The following is a 15,211-nucleotide window of genomic DNA, read 5'->3' on the forward strand; positions in this document are numbered from 1 at the left end:
TTTTGTTTGTCAATAGGCGATCACCGATGGACGCCAGACCGTCACGGGCGGGGCACCCGCCGTGCGGCGGTCGGGTCCGGCGGGACGACGTACTTGGCGGTCTCGTTGGCGGCGACGTTGACCAGGGTGACCGCGGCGAGGGCCGCCAGCACCACCGGCGGGAGCGCGGCGAGTCCGAGTGGCGCGGACAGTGGGCTGAAGGGCAGCGCGACGGTGACCGTGATGAGCAACAGTCCGGTGCCGGCGAGCGCGGCGGAGGGGCGGCTGCGCAGGAAACTCCGATTGGAGCGCAGCACCAGCAGCGCGATGATCTCGGTGGCGGTGAACTGGACGAACCAGGCGGCGCGGAAGACGTCGGTCGACACGTGCCACCACCAGCGCAGGGCGCCGAGTACGAGGAGGTCCACGGCGATGCTGATCGAGCCGTACACCAGCATGAACCTGCGGATGGTCCGGACGTCGACGGTACGCGGATGCTGGATCTGCTCGGCATCGGCGTAGTCGGTGGACAGGGTGGTGTAGGGGATGTCGGAGAGGAAGTTGAGCAGCAGGACCTGACGGGGCAGCAGCGGCAGGAAGGGCAGCAGGAGCGCGGCGATGCTCATGCTGACGACGTTGCCGAAGGACGCGCTGGTGTTGACCCGGATGTACTTCAAGGTGTTGGTGAACGTGCGGCGGCCGAGGCGGATGCCGTCGGCGATCACGTCGAGGTTCTTGTCGAGCAGCACGATCGCCGCGGCCTGTTTGGCGACGTCGACAGCGGTGTCGACGGAGATGCCGACGTCGGCGGCGTGCAGCGCGGGAGCGTCGTTGATGCCGTCGCCGAGAAACCCGACGACGTCGCCGCGTTGGCGCAGCGCGGTCAGGATGCGTTCCTTCTGCAGCGGGTCCACCTCGGCGAACACGGTGACGTCGGCGATCCGCTCCGGCAACTGGTCGTCGGGGCAGGCGGCGAGGTCGGCGCCGACGAGCGGTTCGCCGGCGAGGTCGACGCTGGCGGCGACGTGCCGGGCGGCGTGCCGGTTGTCGCCGGTGACCAGTCGGACCGTGACGCCCATGTCAGCGAGCCGGCGGATGGCGGCGGCGGCGTCTGCGCGGGGTGGGTCCTGGAAGGCGAGCAGCCCGACCAGCGTCATCTCCCGTTCGTCGGCGACGGCGACGGCGGTGGCGCCGGGCATGGCTCGCACGGCGAGGCCCAGTACCCGGTCGCCCTGGTCGCTGAGCGCGGCGAACCGTCGCAGGACCCGCTCGCGTACCTCGTCCAGCGGTACCGTGCCCGCGGCGGTGCGTGCGGTGGCGCAGACGTCGAGCACCGCGCGTAGCGCACCCTTGGTGACCAGGATCGGCTCGTCTCCGTCGCGCACCAGCAGGGACAGGCGCTGGCGGGTGAAGTCGTAGGGCGCCTCGGCGATGCGGGTGCCCTGGTCGGCGGGTGGTTGCCCCCTCATGATCGCCGTGTCGACAGGGTTGGGAAATCCACGCTGGAGGCCGGCGTTGAGCCTCGCGAGCCGGGCCACCTCGGCGTCCGGCTCACCGTCGACCGAGAGGCAGCCGGTGAGGGTGACCGTGCCGGCGGTGAGGGTGCCGGTCTTGTCGGTCAGCAGCACGGTCATGGCGCCGAAGTCCTCGATGACCTCGAGGCGCTTGACGATGACCCGGTGCGCGGCCATCGCACGGGCGCCGGCGGAGAGGCTGACCGCGACGATCGCCGGCAGCATCTGCGGGGTCAGCCCGACGGCGAGGGCGAGCGAGAACAGCAGGGAGTCGATGACCGGGCGGTGCAGCAGCAGGTTGGCGACGAAGATGCCGACCAGCAGCACCACCATGATCCGCACGAGCAGCAGCCCGAAGCGGGTCAGCCCGCGCTGGAAGCCGGTGCTGGCGGGGCGGGAGGCGACCCGGCGGGACACCGCTCCGAAGGTGCTGTCGCGGCCGGTGCGCATCACCACCGCGCGCGCGGTGCCGCTGGCCACGTGCGTACCCATCCACAGCGCGTTGCCGCGCGCGGTCAGCTCCGCGTCCGGCGGCGACGGGTCGTCCGACTTGGGTACGGGGAACGACTCACCGGTAAGCACCGCCTGGTCGACCTGCAGACGTTCCGCCTGAACGATCCGGCAGTCCGCCGGGACGACGTCCCCGGCGCGCAGCACCACGAGGTCGCCGACGACGACCTCCTCGACCGGTACGGACACCTCACGCCCGTCGCGGATCACCTCGGTGTCCACCCGGACCCGGGCCTGCAACGCGTCGACGGCCCGCCCGGCGGCGTGTTCCTGCCAGAAGCCGAGGCCACCGCTGGCCGCGACGATGGCCAGGATGATGGTGCCGTCGATCAGATCCCCGACGGCCATCGACAGCAGGGTCGCGGCAACCAGGATCAGGATGATCGGGCTGGTGAACTGCGACAGCAGGAGCCGCCAGCCCCGCCTGGCGCCCGCGTCGACCCGGTTGGGCCCGTGCTCGCGCAGCAGGGCGGCGGCGCGTTCACCGGTGAGCCCGGCCGTGGAGGCTCCGACGGCGGCCACGGCCTGCGGCAGCGGCCCGGCCCAGAACGCCGCGCGCCCGTCGTCTGCTCGCCCCACTGCGCACTCCGCGGTCGCCGGCCACCCCCACGAGTGACGCTACCGATCCGCCCCACCGCGCGCGGGTGATTGGCCTGCCCGCTCACCGTCGGCCGGTTCGCGCCGTGCCCTCTGCCACGCCCGCAGCGCCACGCCGACGCCGATCAGGGCCAGCAGCGCCCACTCCCCGATGCCCAGTTCCCGTTCCAGATAGCGGTAGGAGGCGGCGCCCAGGTAGCCCAGCAGCGCCACGGCCGTCGCCCACACCAGGCCGCCGGCCAGGTTCGCCCGCAGGAACACCGGCCACCGCATCCCACCTGCGCCGGCGATCATGGGAACCACGGCGCGCAGCACCGCCACCCAGCGTCCGATGAGCACCGCCCACGCCCCGCGGCGGGCGACCAGGCGGCGGGCCCGCGCGATGTCGAGGCGCCGGCGCAGCACTCGCGGGGCGCGGGCGAGCACACCCGCGCCGTACCGGCGGCCGAGGGCGTACCCGGCCTGGTCACCGAGGCAGGCCCCGGCCGCCCCGGCGGCCACCACCGCCCACAGCGGCAGCGCGCCACCGTGGGCCACCAGCCCGCCGATCAGGATCGCTGTCTCACCCGGTACGACCAGCCCGAGCAGCGTCGAGGACTCCAGGGCCGGCAGGACGATCACCAGGGTCAGGACGAGCAGCGGCGGCAGCCCCACGAGCACCGCCAGGATTCTGGCCACCCGATGATTGTCGCCCCGGAGAGTGGCCGGTGAGAGAGAAGCGCCTCCCGCGGGCGGACGAAACGTAGGGTTCGGGTCGACGGCAGGGACGGTGCCGGACGAGGGGCGGCCGAGGACCGGTGGGAGCGCGTACGCATCGCCCGTCGCCGGCGTTGCTGGTCAGCCTGACCGTCTCGGCGTGCCTTCTGGCGGCGCTCAGCGCGGCCGTACGCAGCCACCGGGTGCCTCGCTGGGAGCAGGACCTGTTCACCCTGCTCAACCACCTTCCGGCCGGGCTGACCCCGGTCCTGGTCCTGGTCATGCAGCTCGGCTCGTACCCGGCGGTGTTCGTCGCCGCCGCAGCAGCCGTCATCGCACGCCGCATCGGCGCCGCGTGGACTCTCCTGCTGGCCGGGAATCTGGCGTACTGGCTCGCGACAGCCGTCAAGGCCGCGGTCGCCCGGCAGCGGCCCGCGGCGCTGTTCACCGACGTGGTCCTGCGCGAGACGATCACCGGACGCCTCGGGTACCCGTCGGGACACGTCGCGGTCGCCACCGCCCTGGCGCTCGTCGCCGCGCGGGCCGGCGGCCCCCGGTGGCGCCGCGCCGCCTGGGTGGTGATCGGGCTGGTCGCCGTCGCGCGGATCCACGTCGGAGCGCATCTGCCGATCGACGTGGCCGGCGGTGTCCTCGTCGGCTGGCTCGCGGTGTGTCTGGCCCGACTCGTGGTCGGCGAGGTCGGGCCGCAACGGTCGGTGCCCGCACTGCGGGCGACGCTGCGGCGGCGCGGGATCGAGGTGGCATGGTTGGCGCCGATCCACGGCGACGCCCGTGGCTCGCAGCCGTGGCAGGCGGTCACCACCGGCGGTCGGCGACTGTTCGTCAAGGTGACCGGTGGCGAGCAACGCGACGCGGACTGGGTCTACAAGCTCTACCGGCGGATGCGCTACCGCCACGTGGCCGACGCGCCGCCGTACCTGAGCGCACGGCAGCAGAGCGAACACGAGACCTGTCTGACCCTGCTCGCCGCGCGTGCCGGCGTGCGGATACCGGCCGTCGTCACGACCGCCGCCGCGCCCGGCGGCGACGCCGTGCTGGTGCAGGAGTTCATCGACGCCGCCCCGCTGGACGCCGTCGTCGGGCCGGTCCCGCTTGCCGCCGTACGCGACGCCTGGGACCAGGTGGCGCGTCTGCACCGGGTGGGCATCGCGCACCGGGACCTGCGGGCCGCGAATGTGCTCGTCGGCCGGGACCACGTCTACCTGGTGGACCTGGGCTTCGGCGCCGACGACGCCTCGGCCGAGCAGCGGGCCCGCGACGTCGTCGAGCTGATGGTCGCCCTGGCCGGCCGGGTCGACCCGGCCGGCGTGGTCGATGCGGCGATCGACCGCCTGGGTGTCGCGGCGGTCGCGGACAGCGTGCCGTTCCTGCAACCCGCGGTGCTGTCCCGCGCCGGCCGGACCGCCCTGCGCGCCCGGCCCGGCATGCTCGACAGCCTTCACCAGGAGATCCTGCGACGCAGCCCGGACCGCGACCGCCCGGCGGCGAAGGTGGTCCGGATCAGCCGCCGCACCGTCCTGGAGCTGCTGGTCCTGGGGTTGGTCGTGCACCTGCTGCTCCCCCAGCTCGGCGAGATCCGCACCGCCCTGGGTCTGATCGTGCACGCCAACCCGGTAGCGGTCGCCGCGACGCTGCTCGGCTCCGCCCTGACCTACCTGCTCAGCGGTCTCGTGCTCCGGTTGGCCACGGCCGGCCGGGTCCCGCTGGGCGAGGCCACCCTGGTGCAGGTGGCCGCGTCGCTCGCCAACCGGCTGGCGCCCGGCAGCCTCGGTGGCGCCGCGCTCAGCCTGCGTTACCTGCACCAGAAGGGACTCGTCGCCGCTGACGCGGGCACCGCCGTGGCCGTCTCCCGCGCCGCCGGCGTGGTGTCCGTCGTGCTGCTGCTGCCGGTGCTGCTGCCGTTCGCACGCCAGCCCGCCCGCATCCTCACCCACGACGCGGCCAGGGCACTGCCGCTGCTACTGGGCGCCCTGGCCGTGCTGCTGGTCCTCGCCGGCGTGCTCGCCGTACCCCGGGTCCGGCGGCGTGGACGCGCCGCGGCCGGCCAGGTCGTGACCGCGCTGCGCGAACTGCGCCACCAGCACGGGCTGCGGTGGCTCGTCGTCGCGTCGACGGCGCTCACCCTCACCTATGGCCTCTGTCTCTACGTCGCGCTGATCGCCGCCGGCCCGGTCCCGCTGGCCCACCTGCCCCCGGTGATCCTGGTCTGCCTCGTCGGCGAGGGTGTCTCGTCCGCCGCGCCCACCCCCGGCGGGCTCGGCGCCACCGAAGCCGCGCTCGTCTCCGGTCTGCTGCTCTACGGAGTGCCACTGGACGCCGCCGTCGCGGGCACCCTGATCTACCGTCTCGCGACGTTCTGGCTCCCGGTACCGCCGGGATATCTGGCCTTCCGGCTCCTGACCCGGCGCCGGCTGCTGTGAACGCCGGCGACGGCGGGCGACCGTGGGCGGGGCCGGAGCGGCAGTGGCGATCCGCGCGTCTTCGGCCGTCTCCCGAGCTACGCCCGGCCGGGTCAGCCGGCCAGCGCCCGGCGACAGCGGGCGAGTTCCGCGCGCAGATCCCGGCGCAGGGCCCGGTCCAGGCCGGGCTGGGCGAGCGCATGGGCGAAGTCGCGGGCCGCCTCGTCCCACCGGCCCAGCCGGGTCAGGGCCGTGCCCCGGTTGTAGCGCGGCACGGGGGCCTCCGACAGCGCCACCGCCCGGTTCAGGTCGGCGAGCGCGGCGGCCACGTCGCCGCGCTCGAACCGGGCAGCGGCCCGGTTCGTCCACGCCTCCACCAGCCCGGGGTCCCCGCTCAGGGCCCGGGTGAGCAGTTCGTCGGCCTCGGCGGGCCGGCCGCGCTCGGCGAGAACCAGGCCCAGGGTGCACAGCAGCGCGGGCTCGTGCGGAGCGCCGGCCAGCCCGGCCCGTGCGCCGGCCTCGGCGGCGTCGAGCTCGCCGCGCTCCACGTGCAGGTTGACCAGGGCGATCCGGGCGTCGAGGTGCCCGGGTTCGATGGCGAGCACCCGCTCCAGGTCGGCGCGCGCCCGCTCGGGGCGGCCCCGCTCCTGGTGGAGCACGGCCCGGTTGTAGTACGCCTCGGGCAGGTGCGGTCCCAGCCGGATGGCGGCGTCGTAGTCCCCGATCGCGGCCCGGGTCCGGCCCGCCGCCCGGTAGAGGGCGGCGCGGTCCACGTAGTACTCGCAGTTGTCCGGGTCGTGCGCGATCACGGTGTCCAGGTCGGCCAGCGCCCGCGCCGGGTCGCCCAGCGCGAGGTGAACCTGCGCCCGGTTGTGGCGCAGCCGGGCCAGGTCCTGCGGGCGTTCGCCGGGCCCGAGCGCGGCCGTCAGCCGGGCCAGTCCGTCGTCAACGAGCCGCAGCGCGCGGTCGGGCCGGCCGGCCCGGCTGTCCAGCAGCGCCAGGCCCTGCTCGTAGAAGACCGTCGACAACAGCCGCTGGCGTGGGTCGGCCAGCTCGGCGGCGAGGTACAGCGCCCGCTCCAGCCACTGCCGGGCCAGCGCCGGGTCCTGCTCGGCCGCCGGCAGGTGCCGGGCGTGCAGCATGGCGGTGGCGTACGCCGCCGACATCGTGATCTTCGGGTCGTCGGTGACGGCCCGCGCCTCGTCGTAGAGGTCGAGCGCCGCGGCGGCCCGGTTCAGGGCCGCCAGGGCGGTGGCCAGGCCGGTGGTGAACGCCCACCAGTGCCGCAGGTCGCCGTCGGGGGTGACCGTCGCCCGCCCGCGCCGGGCGACCCGGGCCGCGTGGTGGTAGTAGCCGCGGGCCAGGCTGTCGCCCAGGGCCCGCCGCAGCGCCTGCGGGGTGCGCCCGTCGGGCGCCGGGTCGGGGGCGCCCTCGTCGCGCAGGTCGAGGCGCACCGGGGAAGGCCCGAGCCGGCGGGCCAGCGCGTCCAGCAGCTCGGTGGTCGTCTCGTCGGCGCTGGCGACGTGATCGAACCGGACGGTCACCGGCCGCCGGAGCGTGCCGGCCCAGGCCGCCACCAACTCCGCCGCGCCGTAGGCAAGGCAGGCGGTACGGCGGGCGGGGTGGAAGCGGATGGGCTCCTCCTCGGCGGCCGGCCGGGCCGCCGGATCGAGCCGGGGGGCGATCGCGCGCAGTTCGACCGCGTGCCGGGCCGCCAGGCGGGGCCGGTCGGCGGCGACCCGACCCAGAAAGACCGAGACCCCGGCGTACGGCCCGTGGTCGCGGTGGCAGTCGTAACGTTCCGGCCCGCCGGTCACCGCAGGGCCCACCGCCGCAGGGGCGGGCGCCCGGAAGCGCCCGCCGGACCGGCAGTTACCAGCACCACTCGATCCACAGCCGGCGTGCGCCCGACACCAGGCGGAGCGCAGAAGTGCGACGGATGGTCATTCTCCTCATAGGAACCTCCGATGTGATCCACCTCAGGACTGGCCCAGAGCGTAATCCCGGTCGATGCAAATAAGAAGGGTGCTCGCAATTCGCGGCGCAGGGCCGAGGTCTAGTAGCGGCGCCGCAGCCGGGCCTCGGCGCGGGGGTTGCGATTGGCGAGGTTCAGGTCGCCGCCGTAGTGCGCCAGAACCCGTGGGTTCATCACCCGGTACCACAGCGGCGGAACGAGAGCGAGCAACACCATCGAGGCGTAGCCTCCGGGCAGCCGCGGCGAGACGTCGAAGCTGCGCAGCGTCTGGTAGCGGCGCAGCGGGTTGGCGTGGTGGTCGCTGTGGCGTTGCAGCTGGAAGAGGAACACGTTGGTGACGACGCGGTCGCTGTTCCAGCTGTGTCGTGGGTCGACCTTCTCGAAGCGGCCGGTGGCTGTGCGCCGGCGGCACAGTCCGTAATGCTCGAGATAGTTGACCGCTTCCAGCAGCGAGAAGCCGACGATCGCCTGTAGGAGCAGGAAGGGCCCGAGCCGCCACCCGAACACCGCGATCAGCAGGGCGAAGAGCACGACGGTCATGAGCCCGGCGTTGAGCAGGTTGTTGCGCAGCGTCCACGGACTCTTGCGCCGCAGCCGGAAGCGGCCGATCTCCAGCCGCCACGCCGAGATGAGGCTGCCCCAGACCGTACGTGGCCAGAACGAGTAGAAGCTCTCCCCCAGCCTGGCGCTGGCCGGGTCCTCCGGTGTGGCGACACGGACATGGTGTCCGCGGTTGTGCTCGACGTAGAAGTGGCCGTACCCGGTGGGCGCGAGCGCGATCTTCGACATCCACCGCTCGACCGTTTCGCGCTTGTGGCCGAGCTCGTGTGCGGTGTTGATGGCCAGTCCGTTGACGATTCCGATGGTGGCGACCAGGCCGGCGGCGCCGGCGAGACCGAGGCCGCCACGCGTCCAGACCCATGCTCCGAGCAGCAGGGCGGCGTACTGCGCCGGCAGGAACAGGAACGTGATCCAGCGGTAGTAACGGACCTCCTGCAACCGCCGGGCGACGTCGTCGGGCGGGTTCTCCCCGTCGTCACCGAGCAGCACGTCGATGACCGGGATGAGTCCGAAGACCACCGCCGGGGTGAGCCACCAGGCAGCGGGTCCCGCGCCGGCCTGCCACAACGCGTACGCCAGGAACGGCAGCACCGGCACGAGAAGAGCCAGTGGCCACAGGTGCTTCTTGCCGTCATGCCAACCGGCGGCGACCGCTGGAGCATCGATCGAGGTCTGCATGTGCCGCCTCCGGAGTGTCGAGCGCTGCGTCGACTGTCACACGGATACCCATGCTTGACAATATCTGGCCCCGCGTAAATTTGGTGGGCGTGCAAGGCGCATGTGTCCAGTCGATAGACTCGGCGCACCATGGTCGACCCTCCGCCTTATCGCCACACCGCGCGCCGCCACCTCCGCGACGCGGTCCTCAAGGCCGGCCGCGACCTGGCGATCGACCGCGGCTGGGACGCGGTACGAATGGCCGACGTGGCGGCCCGCGTGGGCGTGAGCAGGCAGACGCTCTACAACGAGTTCACCAACAAGGCCGGACTCGGCGAAGCCATCGCACACCGCGAGATCGACCGGTTCACGGACGGCGTGCGGGAGGCGTTGTCCGCACACGGCGGCGACGTGCGGGCCGCCGTCCATGCCGCGGTCACGTTCGTGTTGACGCAGGCCGGCACCGACCCGCTGGTCAAAACCGTCCTCAACAGCGCCCGAGGCACCGACGCCCTGCTCCCCTACCTGACCACCCGCGCCGACCTGGCCCTGGCCGCCGCCGTCACGGTGCTGAGCGAGTGGGCGGGCACGCACCTGCCCCGGGTGCCGGCCGATGACGTCACCGTCGGCGCCGAATCCCTCGCGCGACTGGTCGTCAGCCACATCGTGCTGCCGACCGCGCCCGTCGACACCACCGCCGACACCCTCGCCGATCTGGCACAACGCTTCCTGGACCCGCCGCGGGCGTGAACCGGCGCAACAGCTGCCACAGACGGCGGAAGGAGAGCATCCCCGCCGGTGACGATCTGCTGCCGGCCAGGCCGCTTGCCCGCCGGCGGGTGTGGGCCGTCCGGCGTGGTCAGAGGCCGGCGGCGGCGTCGTACCGGCGTCGCAGGTCGGCCATCTCCGATGCGGGCAACGCCTCCCTGAGCGCCAGTTCCTCGTACTTGTCGGGGAACATCTCCCGTAGCCGGTCGACGAACCTGACGTCGGCGGTCGCCTCGACCACCTGAATGCCGGGAGGTTGGGTGGTCATGTCCATGATCACCGGGCCGACGAGCTTGACCGCCCCGTCCCAGTGGCGCTTCTGTTCGGCGACGCCGCAGAGGTGGAAGCCGTAGACCGTCTCGACGTCGGCCAGTGTGGCGGCCCCGGTGGGCTCGTAACCGTAGACATGGACCCCGCAGACGATCGCCGGCGGCGCCTGCTCTCCGGCCGGCGCCTGTGGGGCGGTGTGCCCGGCGTGCTGATGATCTTTCGGGTCCGCCTGCTCGAGGGTCGTACGCATCCGGGTCAGGATCTCCTGGCGGAGAACTGCCGGGTCCGTCCTCGGGGTGGTCGAGGTGACCAGGGCGGCCACACCGAGCGACGCGGCAAGCAGGCACACCTCGATCCACACGAAGACGCTTCGGTACCAGCCGCCGACGCCTACCCGGGAAATCATTGTCGTTCCTCACCTCGTCGCGGTTCCTGATGCTGGCGCAGGGCCCTGCCGGCGGTGGGGTGGCGCGTGCCGCGCCACCCCACCGCAGACGCTGTTACCGGGCGGTGCAGGTGAGGGTGGGTGCGGAGTTGGTGCCGTTCCAGGAGGCGTTGAAGCCGAAGCTGGTGCTGGCGTTGGCGCTCAGGGAACCGTTGTAGGCGACGTTCGACGCGGAGACCGACGAGCCGCTGGAGGTGACCGTCGCGTTCCAGGCGTTGGTGATGCTCTGGCCGTTGGGCCAGGTCCACGCCACCGTCCATCCGGAGATGGCGGCGTTGCCGGCCTGGACGGTGACATCGGCGCCGAAGCCACCGGACCACTCGCTGGTCTTGCGGTAGGTGGCGGTGCAGGCGCCGTTGCCGGCCGGCGGCGGCGTGGTGGGCGGCGCCGTGGTGGGCGGCGGGGTGGTGGGCGGCGCCGTGGTCGGCGGCGGGGTCGTCGGCGGCGGGTTGTTGCCGCCGCCGAAGATCACGTCACTGCAGAGGTAGTACGGCTGGTCGAGGTGGGACGCCTGCCAGATGGTGTAGACGACGTGCCGCCCGGTGCGGTTGCCCGCGTTCACCTGCGCCTCGTAGAGCCCGGTGGTCGGGTAGCTGCCGGTGCGCAGCACCAGTTCGAGGCTGTTCCAGGTGAGGGGCTGGGTGGTCGGGTCGAAACCCTGCTTGGTGATGTAGATCAACATGTAGTCGGCACCGTGCTTGGCGCCGTCGGTCAGCGTCAGCGTGAAGTTGTTCGGCATCGACTTCGCGGTCCACGCGCCGACCGCGTCGAGCGAGGCGTACAGGCCGTTCTGGGTGCGACCACCGCTGCACAGCTGCCCGTCCGGCACGGCGGCCTGGTGGTTGCCGCCGACGTTCTCGCGGTACAGGCCGTTCCAGTTCCACATGGTGTTCGGGTTGGCCTGCCACGCCTGCCAGCACATCGGGTCGGTCTGGGCCATCGTGGGGTTGAGGTGGTCGGAACCCCAGCGCTCGTAACATCCGTAGTTGCGTGACGGCGGGTTGGTGACCGATCCGTGCGCCGAGGCCGGACCGGCCTGGTTGACCACGACCATCGTGAACGAGGCGACGAGAACTGCGGCCGCGGCCAGTCCCAGACGGCGTGCTGTCCGTGAGATTTTCATGATGCTCCAGTGGATGCGCCGACGCCCAGTGGCCCTCGCTGGGTGCCCACCCCGGAGAAGGTGACGCCGATCGATTCAAGCCGCCCACCAGGTGGACGGCACTGCTGCCCAGCAGCGCTTGGCGACTCCCAGCCACGATCTTAGTAAAGACCGCCGTCAATGTAAATCGGACCCGCCCCGGATCAGACCGCGAGAGCCGCCCGTACCTCCCGCTCCGCCGTCACTCCCCCGTCGCCGTGCGAGGTGACCCGGCCGGATTCGAGGACGTGATAGCGGTTCGCCACCCGCAGCGCGAACCCGAGATGCTGCTCGACGAGCAGCACGCTGAAGCCGGACTGCCGGGTCAGCTCGACGATCCGCTCCTGGATCTCGGCGACCACCGACGGCTGGATGCCCTCGGTCGGCTCGTCGAGCATGAGCAGCCGGGGCCGGGTGATCAACGCGCGGGCGATGGCGAGTTGCTGACGCTGGCCGCCGGAGAGGAGCCCGGCCCGCCGCCGCAGCAGCGGACGCAGCGCCGGGAACAGGTCCAGCGCCTCCGCCGTCGCCACCGCGCCGTCGCGCCGGGCGTCGGCGACGAGGCGCAGGTTCTCCGCCGCCGTCAGGTGCGGGAAGCACTGCTGGCCCTGCGGGACGTACGCCATGCCACGCGCCACCCGCTCGTGCGGCGCGAGACGGGTGACGTCCTCGCCGTCCATCTCGACGGTGCCGGCGGTCGGGCGCAGCAGGCCCGCCGCGACCCGCAGCAGGGTGCTCTTGCCGGCGCCGTTGTGCCCGAGCACCGCGGCCACCCCGTCGGGCGGGACGGCGAGGTCCACGCCGTGCAGCACCCGGGAACGCCCGTATCCGGCGTGCACCCCACGCAGGGTCAGCATCATGCCTCCAGAGGGCTGGGGACCGACCCGGCGTCGACCGGGTGGCCGAGGTAGACCTCCTGCACGCGCGGGTCCGCCTGGACCTGCGCCACGGTGCCCTCGCTGAGCACCCTCCCCGCGTGCAGCACGGTGACGCTGCGCGCGAAGCGACGCAGGAAGTCCATGTCGTGCTCGATCACCACCACCGTGCGATCCCGGCTCACCGTCTCCAGCAGGACGCCCGTGGCGTCGCGCTCCTCGTGGCTCATCCCGGCGACCGGCTCGTCGAGCAGCAGCAGCCGCGCGTCCTGCACCAGCAGCATGCCGATCTCCAGCCACTGCTTCTGGCCGTGCGCGAGCGTGCCGGCGAGCTGGTCGGCCCGGCCGGCCAGCCCGATGGTCTCCAGCGCGGCGGCCACCTCGTCGGGGATCCCCCGACGGCGCCGGGCCAGGGTGGCCCAGCTCCGGCGGGCGCCCGCGGCGATGTCGAGGTTCTGCACGACCGACAGCTCCTCGAAGACCGTCGACGTCTGGAACGTCCGGCCGATGCCGAGCCGGCTGATCCGGTGCACCGGGCGACCCAGCAGCTCCTGGTCGCCGAAGCGCACCGAGCCGGTGGCCCGCACCAGACCGGTGATCGCGTCGACAAGGGTGGTCTTGCCGGCGCCGTTCGGCCCGATCAGGAACCGGATGTCACCGGCGGGCACCTCCAGCGAGACGCCGTCGACGGCGGTGAAGCCGTCGAAGCTGACCCGCACGTCACGGACGGACAGCCCGTCCAGCCGGTCGTCGCTCACGGGCGCACCTCCGCCCGCTCGGCGCGGCGGCGGGCCAGCGCCCACAGCGACGCCAGGCCGCCGGGAAGGAACGCCACGACCACCACGAAGAGCAGACCCTGCAGGTACGTCCAGGTGCCCGGGAAACGTTCGGAGAGGGCGGTACGCGCCCAGGCCACCGCCACCGCGCCGAGCACCGGCCCGAGCAGCGTGGCCCGGCCGCCCACCGCCACACCGATGACGAACTCGATCGACGGGACGATGCCGATGAGGGCGGGCGAGATGATGCCCACCGCCGGCACGAACAGCGCGCCGGCGAGGCCCGCCATACCCGCCGCCACCACGTAGGCGACGAGCTTGACCGACGCCGGGTCGTAGCCGAGGAAGCGGACCCGCTCCTCGCTGTCCCGCACCGCCACCAGCAGTTCCCCGTAGCGGCTGTGGACGATCTGGCGGGCCAGCGCGAGCAGCGCGAGCAGGACGCCGGCGATGATGAAGTAGACCATCCGCTGGTTGACCGGGTCGTCCAGGTCGTAACCGAAGAAGCCCTGGATGTCGGTGAGCCCGTTGGTGCCGCCGGTGGTCCCCTGCTGGCCGATCAACAGGATCACCATGGCGGCGGCGAGCGCCTGGCTGAGGATGGCGAAGTACGCGCCCCGCACCCGGCGGCGGAACACCAGTGAGCCGAGCCCGAACGCGACGGCCATCGGCAGCAGCACCGTGGCCGGCAGCGCGAACCACGGGCTGGCGAACGGCCGCCACCAGACCGGCAGTTCGTCGAGCTGCCCGTACAGCTGCATGAAGTCGGGCATCCCACCGGGACCCGCGTCGGCGAGCTTGAGGTGCATGGCCATCGCGTAGCCGCCCAGGCCGAAGAAGACGCCCTGGCCGAGGGTGAGCATGCCGCCGCGCCCCCAGGCGATGCCGATGCCGACGGCCACCATGGCGACGCAGAGGTACTTGGCGAGCAGGGCCAGCCGGAAGTCCGACAGCGCCAGCGGCGCGACGGCGAACAGCAGCGCCGCGCCGAACGCGAACCCCGCCGCCGCGCGCAGCCGGGACCGGCCACCGGGCCGGCTCCCAGGCGCGACGTCGGCCGGGGCCGGTGCGCCGGCGGTGCTCGGCGGCGCGGGTGTCACGGCGGTCATGCGAGGCTCCTGGTCCGCAGGGTGAACAGGCCCTGTGGCCGCCACTGGAGGAACGCGACGATCGCCACGAAGACGATCACCTTGGCGACGCTGAGGGTCGTGAGGTACTCCCCGGTGGCCTGGAGGACCCCGAGGGCGAAGGCAACGATCACGCTGCCCTTGAGCTGACCGATCCCGCCGACCACGACGACCAGGAAGGCGTCGATGATCAGGTTGGTGCCCATGGTCGGGCCGATCGGGCCGAGAAGGGTGAGCGCCACCCCGGCGAGCCCGGCCAGGCCCGAGCCGAGAAAGAAGGTCGTCCGGTCGACCCGGGCGGTGGGGATGCCGGACACCGCGGCGAGGTCGCGGTTCTGCACGACCGCGCGGATCCGGCGTCCGAGCGGGGTGAACCGCAGCGCCAGCGTGAGGGCGGCGACGGCGGCCAGGGCCAGGGCCAGGATGAACAGCCGGTTGTTGGCGACCGTCAGCCCGCCGGGCACCGCCACGTTGCCGGTGAGCAGATCCGGCGCGCGGGTCTGCACGTTCGGACTGCCGAAGATGTCCCGCGCGAGCTGTTGCAGCATCAGGGACACGCCCCAGGTGACCAGCAGGGTGTCCAGCGGACGGGCGTAGAGCCGGCGGATCAGCAGGATCTCCAGCAGCACCCCCATCGTGCCGGCGACCACGAACGCCACCGGCAGCGCGACCAGCAGCGACAGGCCGGCGCCGGTGATGCTCTGTTGCAGCACGTACGTGGTGTACGCGCCGGCCATGATGAACTCGCCGTGCGCCATGTTGATGACGTTCATCTGGCCGAAGGTCAGCGCCAGCCCGAGCGCGATGAGCAGCAGCACCGCGCCGATGCTGATGCCGGTGAAGAGTTGACCGAAGAGGACTGTCACGGTGGGTACTCCCGTACTGCTGGTCGAAGCCCCG

Annotated in this window: 12 protein-coding genes; 2 read left to right on the forward strand and 10 right to left on the reverse strand. The window is 72.8% G+C overall.

Annotated elements, in window-relative coordinates:
• Positions 1 to 41 precede the first annotated feature (41 nt).
• The gene (gene mgtA, locus J3R08_RS20370) at positions 42 to 2,582 is read right to left on the reverse strand and encodes a magnesium-translocating P-type ATPase (protein WP_209962481.1); all 2,541 of its coding nucleotides are present in this window, start codon (positions 2,580 to 2,582) and stop codon (positions 42 to 44) included.
• 39 nt (positions 2,583 to 2,621) lie between these two features.
• Positions 2,622 to 3,278, reverse strand: a complete 657-nt coding sequence (locus tag J3R08_RS20375) for a DedA family protein (protein ID WP_209962484.1) — start codon at positions 3,276 to 3,278, stop codon at positions 2,622 to 2,624.
• A 119-nt stretch (positions 3,279 to 3,397) separates the two neighbouring features.
• On the opposite strand from J3R08_RS20375, the gene J3R08_RS20380 reads away from it, so the two are divergent.
• Positions 3,398 to 5,737, forward strand: a complete 2,340-nt coding sequence (locus J3R08_RS20380) for a lysylphosphatidylglycerol synthase domain-containing protein (protein ID WP_209962486.1) — start codon at positions 3,398 to 3,400, stop codon at positions 5,735 to 5,737.
• A gap of 92 nt (positions 5,738 to 5,829) precedes the next feature.
• On the opposite strand, the gene J3R08_RS32735 is transcribed toward J3R08_RS20380, so the two are convergent.
• Both J3R08_RS32735 and J3R08_RS20390 read right to left on the reverse strand, forming a co-directional pair.
• Positions 5,830 to 7,545, reverse strand: a complete 1,716-nt coding sequence (locus J3R08_RS32735) for a lipopolysaccharide assembly protein LapB (protein WP_280841733.1) — start codon at positions 7,543 to 7,545, stop codon at positions 5,830 to 5,832.
• A gap of 227 nt (positions 7,546 to 7,772) precedes the next feature.
• Complete coding sequence (locus tag J3R08_RS20390) at positions 7,773 to 8,930, reverse strand: alkane 1-monooxygenase (RefSeq protein WP_209962488.1); 1,158 nt, start codon at positions 8,928 to 8,930, stop codon at positions 7,773 to 7,775.
• Between the two features lie 129 nt (positions 8,931 to 9,059).
• Between J3R08_RS20390 and J3R08_RS20395 the strand changes: the two genes are divergently transcribed.
• On the forward strand, positions 9,060 to 9,659 hold the full coding sequence (locus tag J3R08_RS20395; RefSeq protein ID WP_043322870.1) for a TetR/AcrR family transcriptional regulator: 600 nt from the start codon (positions 9,060 to 9,062) through the stop codon (positions 9,657 to 9,659).
• Between the two features lie 109 nt (positions 9,660 to 9,768).
• On the opposite strand, the gene J3R08_RS20400 is transcribed toward J3R08_RS20395, so the two are convergent.
• The 6 genes from J3R08_RS20400 to urtB form a co-directional block, all read right to left on the reverse strand.
• The gene (locus J3R08_RS20400; RefSeq protein WP_104112210.1) at positions 9,769 to 10,353 is read right to left on the reverse strand and encodes a hypothetical protein; all 585 of its coding nucleotides are present in this window, start codon (positions 10,351 to 10,353) and stop codon (positions 9,769 to 9,771) included.
• 94 nt (positions 10,354 to 10,447) lie between these two features.
• Positions 10,448 to 11,515 (reverse strand): lytic polysaccharide monooxygenase, encoded by a 1,068-nt coding sequence (locus J3R08_RS20405; RefSeq protein WP_043322864.1) that lies wholly within the window; start codon positions 11,513 to 11,515, stop codon positions 10,448 to 10,450.
• Between the two features lie 182 nt (positions 11,516 to 11,697).
• Positions 11,698 to 12,390: an urea ABC transporter ATP-binding subunit UrtE gene (gene urtE / locus J3R08_RS20410; RefSeq protein WP_069088657.1), complete on the reverse strand. Its 693-nt coding sequence runs from the start codon at positions 12,388 to 12,390 to the stop codon at positions 11,698 to 11,700.
• Positions 12,390 to 13,166 carry an urea ABC transporter ATP-binding protein UrtD gene (gene urtD, locus J3R08_RS20415; protein WP_209962489.1) on the reverse strand — a complete coding sequence of 259 codons (777 nt, stop codon included), beginning with the start codon at positions 13,164 to 13,166 and terminating at the stop codon, positions 12,390 to 12,392. The genes urtE and urtD overlap by 1 nt, the downstream gene beginning before the upstream one ends.
• Positions 13,163 to 14,293 (reverse strand): urea ABC transporter permease subunit UrtC, encoded by a 1,131-nt coding sequence (gene urtC, locus J3R08_RS20420; protein ID WP_209962491.1) that lies wholly within the window; start codon positions 14,291 to 14,293, stop codon positions 13,163 to 13,165. The genes urtD and urtC overlap by 4 nt, the downstream gene beginning before the upstream one ends.
• Positions 14,290 to 15,177 carry an urea ABC transporter permease subunit UrtB gene (gene urtB / locus J3R08_RS20425; RefSeq protein WP_043329910.1) on the reverse strand — a complete coding sequence of 296 codons (888 nt, stop codon included), beginning with the start codon at positions 15,175 to 15,177 and terminating at the stop codon, positions 14,290 to 14,292. The genes urtC and urtB overlap by 4 nt, the downstream gene beginning before the upstream one ends.
• Positions 15,178 to 15,211: the final 34 nt, after the last annotated feature.

The organism is Micromonospora sp. HB375 (genome assembly GCF_017872985.1).
Lineage (GTDB): Bacteria > Actinomycetota > Actinomycetes > Mycobacteriales > Micromonosporaceae > Micromonospora > Micromonospora chalcea.